The organism is Novosphingobium sp. P6W, from assembly GCF_000876675.2.
In the GTDB taxonomy this organism is placed as follows: Bacteria; Pseudomonadota; Alphaproteobacteria; order Sphingomonadales; family Sphingomonadaceae; genus Novosphingobium.
This window is the reverse complement of record NZ_CP030352.1, coordinates 253,944-268,470: the sequence shown is the minus strand read 5'-3', so window position 1 is coordinate 268,470 and position 14,527 is coordinate 253,944. Positions and strand designations below refer to the sequence as shown.

Genomic DNA, 14,527 nt, shown 5'->3' with positions numbered 1-14,527 from the left:
TTAGCATCTCAGAAGATTCCAAGGGGGTATCGTGTCCAACAACAACAGCCTGCGCATGAGCGCGGGCGTTCGCCATCGCCATGCATCAGGCCCCGGCCATCGCCGACGAGGCGGCGGAAGCGACCGACCGCTCCACCATCGTCGTCACCGCCACCAGCCGCGAGCAGGAAGTGAAAGATGCACCGGCCTCGATCAGCGTAATCACGCGCGAGGATCTGGAGCGCCTGCCCTACCGCGAAGTCACCGACGCGCTGATGGAAATCCCCGGCGTCACCGTCACCCCGGGCGAGGGCAACAGCCGCGACATCTCGATCCGCGGGATGTCGCCCCAGTACACCCTGATCCTTGTCGACGGTAAGCGCCTGAGCAGCCGCGAGACGCGCACCAACGGCGGAAACACGTCCGAAGGCGGCCTGCTGCCCCCGCTCGAATCGATCGAGCGCATCGAAGTCGTGCGCGGCCCGATGTCTTCGCTCTACGGGTCGGACGCGATGGGCGGCGTCGTCAATGTCATCACCCGGCGCATCGCCCCCACCTGGCGCGGCAGCGTGCGCATGAACGGCACGATGCAGCTGGGCGACGACTACGGCAATTTCTATGATGGCAACTTCTACCTGTCCGGCCCGATCACCAAGGGCATCGGCCTGCAGGTCCAGGGCTCGCTCAACCGCCGTACCGAAGACCGCGTCGTCGGCGGCACGCCCGAGCGCAGGGACGAGAGCCTGGCGGGCAAAATCGGTTTCTCCGCCGGGCCCGACCACGATTTCCTCATCGAAGGCGGTTTCTACAGCCAGAAAGTGACCTCCACCGCCGGCAAGACCGTGGAAGTGACCGCAACTGTGCCTGAAGGCACGCTCGATGTGCAGACGCAGGAGCGCTATGTCGCCGCGCTCAGCCATCAGGGCCGCTGGGGCTTCGCCAATTCGGACAGCTACGTGCAGTACGAGGACGCGAAGAACCTTGAGACCACCAAGCGGATCAAGAACACCGTCGCCCAGTCGATCTGGTCGGTAGCGCTGCCTTCCAACATGCTGAGCCTGGGCGGCTTTTTCCGCAACGAGGACCTGATCGACACGACCGGCAACCTGCTCGCCGGCTCGACCCGCGCCGGGGCCAGCCGCACCAACTGGGCACTGTTCGCGGAGAACGAACTGGCGATCCTGGACAACCTGCGTCTTACCGGCGGCATCCGCCTGGACAACGACGAACAGTATGGGAAACACTGGACGCCGCGCGTCTACCTGGTCTGGAACGCGTTGGAGAGCCTGACTTTCAAAGGCGGTTATTCGAAGGGCTTTCGCGCCCCGAACCTGCGCCAGACCCTGCCCGACTGGGGCCAGTCGAGCCGGGGCGGCACGATCTACGGCAACCCCGACCTCGAAGCGGAAACCTCCCGCACGATCGAGGCGGTGGCGATGTACGAAGGCGATGGCTTCCAGACCAGCCTGACCGTCTACGACACCCGCTTCAACGACAAGATCACCCGCGTCACCTGCCTGGTGGCCGCGGCCTGGTGCATCGACGAACCACTAAGCTCGATCGGCCGCCCGCCGACCACTTATGTCAACGTCGACAAGGCGAAGGTGCGCGGCATCGAGGCGACCATCGACGTCAAGCTGACGCAGACCCTGCGCCTCAACGCCACCGGCACCCTGACCGATTCCGAGCAGCTTACCGGCACCAATGCCGGACAGGCGCTGAACGATACCCCCAAGCAGCAAGCCAGCGCTTCCCTGAACTGGCGCCCGGACGATCGCCTGTCCGCCTACGTGCGCGCTGTCTATCGCGGTGAGGAAGCGGTTACCGAGGCGCAGATCAGCGGCAACAACATCGTCGCCTCGTCCTACACCACGGTGGATCTGGGCGGATCGTACAAGGTCTCACCCGGCTTCACCTTCCACGCCGGCATCCAGAACCTGCTGGATAAGCGCCTGAGCTATGACGATTATGGCTACGTCATCGACCCTGCGCGCGTGTGGATGGGCGTCACCGCGCGGTTCTGATCCCTTTCGCACGCGGGTGCTGACCCCTCATTTCGTGTCCGCGCGCGATCCTGCGGTCGTCCCGGCCTTGCCTGCCCCCCCGCTGGCAGGGCCGGGGCGACAATCAAGACCCTCTCGCCAATGTCGCCGCGCCTCGTTAGGGGAGTGCCCGGAATAGATGCTGCAACGAGGGGGCCTGAACCGTGAACGTCTACCGCCAGAACGCGCGTGTGCTCACCGCCAGCCTCGTGGGCACGGCGGTCGAGTTCTACGACTTCTACATTTACGCGACCGCTGCGGCGCTGGTCTTCGGGCCGCTGTTCTTCCCGGCGGATTCCGCAACTGTCCAGCATCTGGCCGCTTATGCCAGCTTCGCCATCGCCTTCATCGCCCGCCCCGTGGGTGCGGCCCTGTTCGGCCACTTCGGCGACCGGGTGGGCCGCAAGTCGACGCTGGTCGCCTCGCTGCTGCTGATGGGCGCGGCGACGGTGCTTATCGGATTCCTGCCGACCTACCAGCAGGTGGGCTGGCTGGCTCCGCTCCTGCTGTGCACGATGCGCTTCGCACAGGGGCTGGGCCTTGGCGGCGAATGGGGCGGGGCGGCGTTGTTGGCGGTCGAAAACGCGCCGCCGGGCTATGCGGCCCGCTTCGGCATGTTCCCACAGCTGGGCGCCCCGGTCGGCTTCCTGGCCGCCAACGGGTTGTTCCTCATCATCAGCGCCACGCTCAGCGACGAGGATTTCGCAAGCTGGGGCTGGCGCATTCCCTTCCTGCTCAGTTCGCTGCTGGTCGGCCTGGGCCTGTGGATCCGCTTCCGTCTGGGCGAGACTGCAACTTTCGTCGCAGTCGCAGAGGAGGACCATCACCGCTCCATCCCGGTGGTGGAGCTGTTCCGCACGCATCTGCGCGAAACCGTGGCCGGCACTTTCGCCGTCATCGCCTGCTTCGCGATCTACTACCTCGCGACCACGTTCGCGCTGGGCTACGGCACCGGCACGCTGGGCTATGACCGGCAGACGTTCCTGGGCGTCCAGCTTTTCGCCATCCTGTTCATGGCGCTGGGCATCCTGATCTCGGGCTATGCGGCGGATCGCCGCAGTTCGCGCAGCGTGCTCATCGTCGGATGTTTCTGCGCGATCGTCGTCGGCGTGATCATGGGGCTGATGTTCGCGGCCGGATCGCTGTGGATGATCGGCGCGTTCCTGTGCCTTGCGCTGTTCACGATGGGGCTGGTCTACGGCCCGCTCGCCGAACTGCTGCCGCGCCTGTTCGAGCCGCGCGTGCGCTATACCGGCGCCTCGATCGCCTTCAACGTCGGCGGCATCTTCGGCGGCGGCTTTGCACCCGCCATCGCGCAGGGGCTGGCCGACAGCGGCGGCGTGCTGTTCGTGGGGCTCTATATCTCGGGCGCGGCGCTACTGAGCCTGTTCGGCCTGCTCTCGCTCAGCGCGAAACGCTGACCAAGGTCACTCCCCGAGCCAAGCCCGGGGAGGACTACGTTTTCTACAACCGCGCCAGCATCTGCAGCGATGCGGAGAAATAATCCGTATCCAGCGCTGCCGGTGCCAGTGTAGCGATCAGCCGCCCGGCGATTGCCGCGCCGCCGGTGGACAGCGGATAGTTCGCCTCTTCGCCCGTCACCACGTCGATCCACGCAGGGATCGGGCGGTGCTGAGACAGGCATGAACGCCACCACTCGGCAACGGGCTGGACAAGGCCCGCCCGCCCTCCGACCACTGCATAGAGCGGTACGCGGATCGCATCGTAGCCAAAGCGCGGCGGCTTGCCGGGCGCGGGCGCGACGTCGTTCTTGCTGGTAACCGCAACCCAGTCGCAGGGCAGGTGGTGAGGGCCGAAACGCGCCAGCCGGGTTATCGCCTCGCAGTCGCGGATCACCGGGCCCCAGGTGGAGTCTCCGTCCATCTTCACGAAATGATCGAGCGCGGGCCACACGAAATAGGAAGGGTTCACCAGCACCTGCGCCGGTTCGGCAAAGCCAACCACGCCCGGTAGCAGCAGGCTGCGGCCATAGCGCTGCTCCACGCAGTGCATGTGGATCGCCTCGCGCACTTCCTGCGCGCGCTTTGTCCAGTCTGAACGCTGCCAGCGCTCCCCGGCCAGTGCCAGCGCCCAGGCAATGACGAGGTCGCCGTCGGTGGCGTTGTTAGGATCGGAGACGCGGATCGCCTCGCGCGGGTCATAGCGCCAGGAATGGAGCGCCATGTCCTGACGGCCCAGGGTGTCCTGAGTCCACTTCGCGATACGCTCGAACGCATTGCGGTCCCCGGCACGCAAAGCCAGGATCATGCCGTAGCTCTGGCCTTCGGAATGGCTGATGCCGCCGTTGCCGGTATCCACCACCCGGCCTTCGGGCGCCACGAAACGGTCTCGCCACGCGGTCCAGAAACTGTCGGTCACGGCCTGCGCGCGTCCCTGGCTGCCGCCGGTGTTGCAGGCTGCGGTCAAGGCCATAAGCATTCCCAGCGAGAAAGTACGGCGGTCGACGGGCAAGGATGCGCTGGGCACATGCATTTTGTTTTCAGCGACCATGGCGAAGCTCGAGCGTGTCCCCCTTCCACTCGGCGACGGTGCGCAGCGCCGGGCCGCTGCCCAGCACCCGGAACCAGTTATCATAGGCGCCTTCCAGCACGCCCAGCAGCATCGCCGCCCAGTGCCCCTGCGGGTCCGGCGCGATCTTGCTCGGCAGGTCGTGGTGACGCACGACGATCGCATCCTTGCCGACCGCCAGTTCGATCTCACCCCAGTCGAGCGCCCGCCAGAACGTATTGATCCGCGCGCACAGGACCGAGGCGTCGTTGACGCCTTCCAGCGGCTCCAGGTCGGCCATGCGCCGGCCGATCGCCAGGAAGAACCCGCGGGCCTGCGCTTCGGGCACGCCCTCGCAGATTTCGGCCGCCATCGACATGGCCATCAGCGCAAGACCGCCGATTGCGGTTTCGTCGGCACCTTGTCGCGATTGGGGAAAGGCCTGCATCTTCATTTACTTGTTGCTCCCGAAGCTCTGCCGCACGCCGAGCATGCTGCGGAATTCGTCGTAACTGCCGAATGTATTGTAGCTCATATCGCCGCCGATGCGCGTGCCGGGCGTGATTTTGTAATAGAGAGAGCCCTGCGCCGACAGCGCGAAGCCGGTCTTGCTCAGGCTGTCGTAATTCGAACGGACGTCGTCGTTGAGCGCCTTGAGATTGTCCAGTTCGGCTTGGGCGATGAGGTCCGTCGGATAGAGCGGGCTCTCGTTTTCCTTGTAGCTCTGGAAGCCCGGCGTGAACGAGGCGGATGCGTCCCAGCGCTCGTCCTGCATCGTGTAGTTCACCGGGAAGCCCACCGAGATGAAGCTTTTGGGGCTGAAGTAGCCGCCGTTGCCGAAGGTGAAATAGTTCTGGCTCTTGTCGTAGCCCTGGTAGTTCACGTTCAGGCCCACGGTAACTGCCGAGCGCTGGCCCTTGTAGGCGCGCAGGTAGCCGCCGACATTGGCCTCGAAGCCGTCGTTCTTGGCCACGTTGGTGCCGCGGAACCGGTAATAGCGGCCTTCGCCGTACACGCCGCTGCCGTTCTCGTCATAGGACATGCCCGCGCCTGCACCGTCGCGCATGACCTGGCCCCAGCGCTCGCCGGTGACGGGATCGCGCGTGCCGGCATAGGAGACGACCGAATCGGTGACCGGCTTGCGCTCCGCAAAGGCGGTGGCGCGCAGGCCGGGGCGGAGTTCGGGCGAGACGGCAAGGCGCCCTGCGAATTTGGTCTTGCCCATGCCGACCGGCGTGGTGCCGGCCTCCAACTGGACGGAATCGCTCTCGTACCCCGCCGAGAAGGCGACGCCCGAGGCCTGTTGGCTGTCTGCATTGACCAGCGCCGAGGGTTCCGCCGCAGCGATGCCCTGTGCTTCGGGCGTGCCGTTGCGCCCAAAGCGGGCAAGGCCCGAGCCGCCGGGCTTGCCGGCGTCCACCACGGTGGCTTCCGCCTTGACGAAGACGCGGCCGCGCAGCGCGCCGGTCGAGACTTTGGCCGAACCCTTGATCTCGTCGAGCTGCGACAGGCCGGTCTCGCCCGAGCGGGCGCGGTAGGCGGTCTGTACGTCGACGCGCGGGCCGCTGTCCTGCGCCAGTTGGTCGATCTGGGACTGGATCTGAGTCATCACCGGGTCCCCGGCATAAGCGACGGGAACCTGCGGGCCGCCGAAACCGGCCGAGGCGCCGGGCATCGGTGATGCTGACGCACCCCACGCCTGAGCAGGCGCGGCGGCGGTTGTCGGAGAGGAATAGCGGTCGGGCGCGGCGAAGGACGTCTGCTGGCCGGCATAGCCGCCAAAACCGCTCTGGGGTGCAGGTGCCGCAGCGGCGAAGCTGCCCTGCCCACCGGCGAAGTTGCCCTGAGGCGCGCCGTAACCGTAGCCGGAAGCGTCCGCCGAAGCCTGTGGATAGGCGGTCGGCAGGCGGGTGCCGCCGCCCAGTGCGAAGGGGTTCACCTGCGGCGCGGCAGCCTGCGGCTGGCCTCGGAACGGGTTGGCGCTGCCCGGGCCGGCCACGCTGGCGTTGGCGAAGGGGTTACCGCCCATCGCCGTTCCCGCGCCGCCCTGACGGGCATAGAGTTCACGCGCTTCCTTTAGGAAGCTCACCGCCGCACGCTCGTTTCCGCGCGAACGCTCGACATCGGCAAGCGCCATGCGAACGCGGTAATCCTGCCCGTAGGACTGCAGAACCTGACGCTGCGCCTGCTTGGACAAGTCGCCGTCGCCAGCCGCCTGCGCGGTGGCGGCCAGCCCCAGCAGCGCGTCCTTGTCGCCCGGCTTGCGGGCAAGGACGAGCTGATAGCTTTGCGCCGCCTTCGCGGGCATGCCGCCGGTCTGGTAAAGACGCGCAAGGCCGGAGAGGATCTCGGTATTGTCCGGCGCGGCCGAATAGGCCTGCTGAAGGATGTCGAAGCTCTCGGCATAGCGGCCCCCGGTGCGGGCGGCATCGGCCTGGCTGACCATCAGCCCGGCGCTGATGCGGGCGTAGGCGCGCTGGCCATCGGGTGAAGTGCCCGCCAGCTGCCCGGCGCGCTGGAGCGCCAGCTGGGCAAGGTCATCACGGCCCGAGCGTGCAAGCACGCCGATCAGGCCTTCGTAGTCGGCGATATTGTCGATCCGGCCGTTCATCGCCGTCTCTGCAACCTGCGCGGCGCCCTGGGTATCGCCAAGGTCGAACAGGGCGTTGGCAACCGATGCCTGCTTGCCAGCCGGCACCGAGGCCATCGCGCCCAGCTGGCGCAGCGCGGAAACCGCCTGCCCCTGCTGGCCCGTCGCGGCCATGGAGCGGGCGCGGGCGATCGCCGAATCGGTCTTCACGCTGATCGCCAGGCTGCGCATCGGCGCCGTGCGCTGGGCCTCAGGGATCATCGAGATCAGGCGGTCGGCATCGGCCGCGCGGCCCATGTCGTTGCTGAGCAGCGCTGCGGCATAGAGCGAATCCGGCTGGCCGTTCGCTGCGAGCGAGCGCAGCAACGATTCCGCTTCCGGCAGGCGCCCGCGCTTGATCTGGAATTCCGCGAATTCGTAGCGGATCCACGGGTCGGTCGGGTCGAGCACGAGGCCGTTCTGGAACTCACGCGTGGCGCCCAGATCGTCGCCGCTTTCGGCTGCCGCCAGTGCACGGCCGCGCGCGGCGCGCAATTGCAGGCGCTTGTCGTCCGCGGCGCTGCCACCGTTGCTGGCCTGACGGTAGAGGTCGGCCGCATCGGCATAGCGGCCTTGCTTCTCGTAGACGTCGGCGAGGATTTCCAGCGCGGGGCCGGGTTCCTTGTAGCCTGACCGCACGAGCCCTTCGGCTTTCGCCTGGGCATCGGCAAGACGGTTCTGGCTGACCAGCGCGCGCGTTTCCTCAACCCCGGCGAAGAAGCGTGCCGAGGCAAGTCCTTCGGCCCACTGGCTGGCCTTGCCGGCCTGCGAGGCCTGCTGAAGCAGGCTGGCGGCTTCGGCGAAACTGCCTTCGCGCAGGCGCACCAGGCCAAGACCGCCCAGCGCATCAGGATCGCGGCGATTGACGCCAAGCGCGCGCTGGAACTGCGAGGCGGCCGAAGCCAGATTGCCATCGTCCAGCGCATCGAAGCCCGACATGCGGGCACGGCCCGCGCGGTCTGCGGCGGAAACGGGAGCAGGCGCCGCAGCGGCCGGCCTGGGCGCGGCAGGGCGCGGCGTGGCGGCGGCGACTTTCGCCGGGGCAGGAGCAGGCGCGGCCTTGGGCTTTGCCGCAGCTGCCTTGGGCGCCGCCGGCCTGGGGGCCGGTGCAGGCTTGGCCGCAGGCGCAGCCGCCGCACCCTTAAGCGCGGGGCTATTCGGATCCAGCGCACGGGCGCGGCGCAGCGCCTGCTGGGCCAGGTCCTCACGCCCCTTCGAACGCCAGTACTGGGCCTGCTTGACCAGCGCGTCGACACCGGCGCTCTGCGCCTGTGCCGCCGGCATGGCCACCGGCGCCAATCCGGCAACGGCAGTCGACATCAGCAGCCCCAGACCCAGCCTCGTGACGGGGCTGGAAGAGCGCTTCGACGTCATGGGATCGGTCATGCGTGGTCGTCCTGGCGGCCGAGGCGCTTGTGGGCCTGTCGGCGGAAATAGAGGTAGGCGGGGCCGGCAAGGATCACTGCCAGCACCAGCGTGAACAGGCCCAGCAGCATCGGGTGCTGGCTGGTCCAGTACGCAAGTTTCATCCAGATCGGCAGCGAGCCGACCCAGTACCGCTCGCTGATCGCGAAGCTGGTCATGCCGTCGCCGCTGGTGACGGCAAGGTCGCCCTGGATCGATGCGTTGATCTTGGCGTCGGTCAGGCCGTCGACGAGCGCGGGCAGCGCGCCGCCATCGTCGGCCAGCAGCGCAACCACGGTGCGATCGGAGGCATAGGGCGAACGGAAGCTGACGATGCCCGAGAAACCGCGCGCGTCGTAGACGAGCGGGGCGGCGACCATCGGGTCGTTCTCCTGCGAACCGCCGAACAGCGAGGTCACGTACTGGAGCGAGGACCGCTCGGCCACGCGCAGGCGGCCGTTTTCCCAGCGCACCGGGGCGCCTGCGAACATGTCCGCTCCAGCAAGGCCAGTGCCGCCGACGACGAGGACATCCTGCGACGAAAGCTGGTCGGGATCGATCGTCGAGGTGACCGTCACGGCCGTCACCGGCACGCCCGTCGAGTCGCCGAAGCGGCCCATCAGCGTCAGGAACGCCTCCACCGAAGCCATCGACGGGTTCTGCGCGACGACCACGGTGGTCTGGGCAAGGTCCGGGCTGGCGGTGAAGGGGAAACCGGCGCCCGCGAACGTCGCAAGATCCGGCATCATGATCGCGTGATAGGCGCTGGTGAGGTCGATCGTGCTGGTCGGATCAATCGAGACGCGCACGTTGTCAGGCAGGGTGCCTGTGCACTTCTTCTTGTCGGCGATGATCAGGTTGTAATCCATCGTCAACTCGTTCTGGCCGAACAGGTTGTAACGAGGGAGGACCACCGAGGCGTCGGAATCGAAGCTCTTGGCCCCCGAGGCGCCGAACAGTTCGCTCCACCAACGAGCACCAAGCGGCAGGGTCTTGAGGTACTGGCCATTGATCGAGACGTCGAGGCGCGAGGCGCGGCGATCGAGCCACTTCGCGATCGGGTAACGGTAGGTGAGGTTCAACTTGCCGCCTTCGCGCGGCCAGAAGAACAAGTCGGGCGATACGCGGAAGCGCGCCGAAAGCGGGCCCGGCGGGATGCCCATGCCCTGCAGCGCATAGGGCTCCATGATCGAGCCGAGCTGGACCGGCTTTTCGGTGGAGAGCCAGCGCAGCGCACCGTAGCGCGGCCAGGCGGGGATACGCACGCCGTCGAAGGACATGCGCTGCCCGCCGAAGACACCGCGCCCCAGGGCGATGGCGGCGGCAGCGGTGCGCAGTTCGTCGTCGTTGCGGCCCATGATGACCAGCAGCGTGCCGTTGGGATCATTGGGGTTGCGCACCGCAGCGGCCGAGGCACCCGAAGGTCCCGGAATGTCGAGCCCGGGGATCGACTGGCCGCCCTTGAGGAAGACCACCGCGTTGCCGCGCGGGATCGATCCGACCACCGGCTTGAACGAGAAGCCGCGGTAGCTCGCCTGAGCGCCCAGCCAGCTGGCGGTGGCGGCAGCGGCCTGCAGTTCACCGCTGCGCGGTTGACCGGCAAAGACAAAGGGCATGCGCAGCGGCACGTTCTGTCCCTTGTCGAAGAAGGGCAGCGGCAGGCGCGACAGGTCGGGTCCGTAAGGGAGCGGCTGATAATTGAAATCGAACCACGAACGCACGTTGCTGACATTCGCCCACAGCGAGGAATGGAACGGGTCCTCGCAGTCGCGGGCGTAGTGGCCGATCAGGCGCAGGTTAAGCTGATTGTCGCCGGGCAGGAACAGCGCCGGGTTTACCGGTACATCGATCACCTGGCCGGCCGAATTGGCGCGGGTCAGTGGGATGGTCTGCACGACCTCGCCGTTCACGATCACCACCATCTGGCTCAGATCGTCGAGCATCGCGGGCGACCATGCCAGTTGCAGGCGCAGCACGGCGCCGGTGACGACGCGGTCCTGGCGCATGCCGAAGGGAATGCCGATCTCGCCGCGCGTGCCCTGAAGCCGGATCGGGCGGGTGAGGCGCAGGTCCTTGAGGGTCAGGCGCTCGGCCAGGTTGCCCGAAGGAGCGGCGGCGGCGGGCGCTGCAACAGCGGCGCGGGCTGGCTGGGCATGGACTTCGGTGGTGCCAAGGAACAGTCCTGCCGCACCGATCACCACTGCGCCGATAATCGCCGCTGCCTTGGCAAAGGGCACCCACGACTTGCCGCCAGCCTTGTCGGCCGTCTTGTCGCCGGCCTTGGCCTGCCTGGCTTCGTCGGCGGCGGCCTTCTTCCTTGCAAGGTCGAAGCTGCGCGAGGCGCGGCGTTCAGCAAAATTGAGCCCGAGAATGCGCTTCAAAGTGACCATGTCCACCCGGATAATGTCTGCAAGCGAGCGCAGGCTGGAAACCTGCTTGTAGGGCGCGGCCGGCTGCCACGCATCGGCACGGCCCATCACGGCCCGCACGAGGTGGCGCCCGGCAAGAATGTCGAGCTTTTCGAAGCGCACATAGGCGTTTTCCGCATTTATGCGCATCGTCTCCACCGGGATAGACAGCACTTCGTCACCCATGGCCAGCGTGATGTGGCGCACGGTCCGGTCCTTGGTCGGCAATTCGGCGGGGAGAGCCAGCGCCGCGCCGCCCATCGAGATGTCGATGGTGCGGGCGGGCACGGCATGGCCCGAATTGAGATAGGCGGTGACCGGCAGGTCTACCGGGATGCGGATATCCACGCGAGCCTGGCGCGTCTCGCGGGCGACCGAGACGGCGGCCAGCAGGATGATGAGGCTGAAAGTGGCCCAGGCGACGTTCAGCACCAGCGTATCGGTCTGGATGTTGAACAGGTAAGGGAAGAACGCCCATTTCACGACCGCCATGGCGATTCCGCCAACGACGAGGCCGATGCAGATCAGGTGCGGCTTGACCACTTCCCAGTCGAAATAGGTCTTGTCGAGCAGCGAGCCCTTGTCGGTGACGTTGAACTTGCCCTTGCGCGGCTGGAACCAGGTCATGACCGTGGGCTTGACCAGGTGGAAGGCCAGGATCGTTTCGTAGACTTCGCCCCAGTACGGGCGGCGCTCTCCGCCCTGCGTGCGCTCGTTGGCGACCGACGAGCAGAACAGGTGCGGCATCGCATAGGCGAAGATCAGCGAGGCCGAGGCTTGGACGATGTTCTGCCCGAAGATGAGGTAGGCCAGCGGGCTGGTCAGGAACACGATGCGCGGCAGCGGATACTGGAAGTGCAGCATCGCGTTGAGGTAGCAGAGGCGCTGCTGCCAGGTCAGGCCGCGGCCCATCAGCGGATTGTCGATGCGCAGGATCTGCGTCATGCCGCGCGCCCAGCGGATGCGCTGGCCGACGTGGAGGACAAGGCGCTCGGTCGCAAGGCCAGCGGAAAGGCGCGCGCTGATGTAGGCGGTGTTCCAGCCGGTGCGCTGCAGCTTCAAGGCGGTGTGCGCGTCCTCGGTCACGGTCTCGCCCGCGAAGCCGTTGGTCTCCATCAGCGCTTCGCGGCGGATGATCGCGCACGAACCGCAGAAGAAGGTGGCATTCCACAGGTCGTTGCCGCCCTGCACGGCGCCGTAGAACAGGTCGCCCTCGCCCGGCATGTCGCCCATGGTCGAGGCCAGGTTGCGCTGCACCGGATCGGGCGAATACATGTGGTGCGGGGTCTGGATCAGCGCCAGGCGCGGGTCCTTCTGGAACCAGCCGACAACCAGCTGGAGGAAGGCGCGCGTCGGTACGTGGTCGCAGTCGAAGATCGCGATCAGTTCGCCGTCGGTCTTCTTCATCGCCGCGTTGAGGTTGCCCGCCTTGGCGTGCAGGTTGTTGTCGCGGGTGATGTAGCCGCAGCCCGCTTCCTTGGCGAAGGCGCGGAATTCGGCACGCTTGCCGTCGTCGAGGATGAATACGCGGTAGCGGTCGATCGGGTAGTCGAGGTCCTGCGCGGCGAAGACCGTGTTACGCACGATCTCGAGGCTCTCGTTGTAGGTCGGGATGTAGATGTCGACGGTGGGCCAGGTGTCGGGCTCGCCCTCGGGCTCGATGACCGGGCGGTCGAGCGGCCAGCTGGTCTGCAGGAAGCCCAGCAGCAGGATGACCCACGCGTACAGCTCGGCCAGGTACAGCATGCCGCCGAACATGAATTCGGGGAAGGTGTTGAAGGCCAGCGTCTGGGTGGTGCGCCAGAAGATGTAGCGGGTCGACACCATGATCGCCAGCAGGCCAAGCGCGAGGGCGCCCTTGCGGCCCTTCCAGCGCTTCAGGATCAGCGCCCCGAACATGGTCACGCCCGCACAGGCCCACTGCGAGGCCCCGTCAAGCGGCACGCCGATCACCAGTGCGGCGATCAGCACGATCGGCACGATGGCAAGGTAGCGAAACGCCCGGTTCGAAGTGAGCCGTGCGATCATGCGGCGCGGCTCGACGAAGGAGCGGCAAGATCGCCGCGGGCCACCCAGGGACGGCCCGGCGTTTCAAGCGCGGGGACCATAGCGGCACCAATGGCGCGCACATCGGCCAACGCAGCGCTGGAAGGCGCATAGCGGGCAAGCGGCTGGAGCATGGCGATCGCCTCGGGCACGGCCTCGTCCAGACGGATGCGCCCGATCAGGCGCGGGCCGACCAGTTCGCGGATGAAGGCGGCGCTGTGGCGCGAAAGGCGGCGCGTCTCGTCCAGCGCGTTGATCGCGAAAGTCGTACGCGCGATCGTCTCGGCGCTGGCATCGCCCAGCACCTGGGGAAGCAGGGCCAGCGTGTCGGGCGCGGCGTTGAGAACACACAGGTTCGCGCTGGAATGGGGGATGATGCGGCGGGCAAAAGCGAATTCGCTGGCCGGCACGTCGATCACCATGACCCGGTCGGGACCGGCTTCAAGGTAGCCAAGATCGTGCAGCGTTGGCACGAAGTCGGCGTCATCGGTTGCCCTGGTATGGCTGCGCAGATTGATCCCGCTGGCCAGCACGGCATCCTCGGCCGGCGCGAACAGCGACGGCAGCGTCAATGCCGGCTGCAATCCGAAGTGAAGCGGCAGGGTATCGCGCTGGGCAACGGAGAGGACGGTGACCTCGGCTCCGGCTTCGGAGAGCGTCATGGCCAGATGCGCGGCGACGAAAGTGATACCGGCCCCGCCCTTGAGGCCATGGCAGACGATGACGGCCATCAGATTTCTCCCCGCGAGCCGAGATCGGACAAGTGACGCAGCATTGCGCGAACGTCCTGTGCCTGTGCACCGCGCCGCTCGGCAGCAACGTCGGTGGGCGCAGCCGGTCCGCGGCCGTAACGGCTGAACAAGGCGCTCAGCGGTTCGGGCGCGTGCGTTTCGACCGTTTCACTGACGACGGGTTCCGGCGCAGCGGTCTCGACCTGGTCGATCGCCTGCAGGCGCGGGTCGCGCAGCAGGGCTTCGAGAATCGGCCAAAGCTCGAGCTCGGTGAATCGGTCCTCGAATTCCTTGTAGGCAAAATCGTTCTTGCCCAGTCGGTCGAGCAGATGTCTGGCATCGATGCGCATAGGAACCCCTGTATCAACACGTATTTTCTGCACAAACAATGGTTAAGAAAGCGTTGTTGGCAGGAACGGCTCGTCGCTTCACCCCCCTTATGAGCCCCGGATTTCTGCCGTTTTTGCGGATTCAGAGCCATAGCGATGCCTTACCGCCACAGGCCATTTTGCAATCCTTTGCATATTTACCATGTCCCGTAACCGCGAAACCCCGCCGCCTGGCTCGCGAATCGGTAGAAATACGAAGGGTGATTCTGGCAGGTCCGGCAAGGATTTGCCGGTTATCCTGCGCGCTCAATGGAACTGGTTAATTCCGTCGAAGGATTTGCTGGATGAATGGACCATCCCCCCGCCCGGCCATCTTGCAAGCCGCCCTCTGCACCGCCCCTCAGTCATCGACCGACAAGCCATGCGGACGCCTTTTCCCGCGCGAGGATGT

The 14,527-nt window shown here is 66.6% G+C and carries 8 protein-coding genes; 2 read left to right on the top strand and 6 right to left on the bottom strand.

Going from position 1 to position 14,527, the window contains the following annotated elements:
- Positions 1–80: 80 nt before the first annotated feature.
- Together TQ38_RS01325 and TQ38_RS01320 are read left to right on the top strand one after the other, a co-directional pair.
- Complete coding sequence (locus tag TQ38_RS01325; protein ID WP_043973947.1) at positions 81–2,003, top strand: TonB-dependent receptor domain-containing protein; 1,923 nt, start codon at positions 81–83, stop codon at positions 2,001–2,003.
- 182 nt (positions 2,004–2,185) lie between these two features.
- Positions 2,186–3,442: an MFS transporter gene (locus TQ38_RS01320; RefSeq protein WP_043973950.1), complete on the top strand. Its 1,257-nt coding sequence runs from the start codon at positions 2,186–2,188 to the stop codon at positions 3,440–3,442.
- A gap of 43 nt (positions 3,443–3,485) precedes the next feature.
- On the opposite strand, the gene TQ38_RS01315 is transcribed toward TQ38_RS01320, so the two are convergent.
- From TQ38_RS01315 to TQ38_RS01290, 6 genes are all read right to left on the bottom strand, one after another.
- Complete coding sequence (locus TQ38_RS01315; RefSeq protein ID WP_370059792.1) at positions 3,486–4,460, bottom strand: glycosyl hydrolase family 8; 975 nt, start codon at positions 4,458–4,460, stop codon at positions 3,486–3,488.
- Between the two features lie 61 nt (positions 4,461–4,521).
- Positions 4,522–4,983: a hypothetical protein gene (locus TQ38_RS01310; RefSeq protein ID WP_043973952.1), complete on the bottom strand. Its 462-nt coding sequence runs from the start codon at positions 4,981–4,983 to the stop codon at positions 4,522–4,524.
- The gene (locus tag TQ38_RS01305) at positions 4,984–8,544 is read right to left on the bottom strand and encodes a cellulose biosynthesis protein BcsC (RefSeq protein WP_052505646.1); all 3,561 of its coding nucleotides are present in this window, start codon (positions 8,542–8,544) and stop codon (positions 4,984–4,986) included. It abuts the gene before it with no gap.
- Complete coding sequence (gene bcsA / locus TQ38_RS01300; protein ID WP_043973953.1) at positions 8,541–12,998, bottom strand: UDP-forming cellulose synthase catalytic subunit; 4,458 nt, start codon at positions 12,996–12,998, stop codon at positions 8,541–8,543. Before bcsA ends, TQ38_RS01305 begins: the two co-directional genes overlap by 4 nt.
- On the bottom strand, positions 12,995–13,747 hold the full coding sequence (locus tag TQ38_RS01295; protein WP_043973955.1) for a cellulose synthase operon protein YhjQ/BcsQ: 753 nt from the start codon (positions 13,745–13,747) through the stop codon (positions 12,995–12,997). Before TQ38_RS01295 ends, bcsA begins: the two co-directional genes overlap by 4 nt.
- Positions 13,747–14,097, bottom strand: coding sequence for a hypothetical protein (locus TQ38_RS01290; protein WP_043973958.1), 351 nt, complete (start codon positions 14,095–14,097; stop codon positions 13,747–13,749). The genes TQ38_RS01295 and TQ38_RS01290 overlap by 1 nt, the downstream gene beginning before the upstream one ends.
- Between the last annotated feature and the right edge of the window lie 430 nt (positions 14,098–14,527).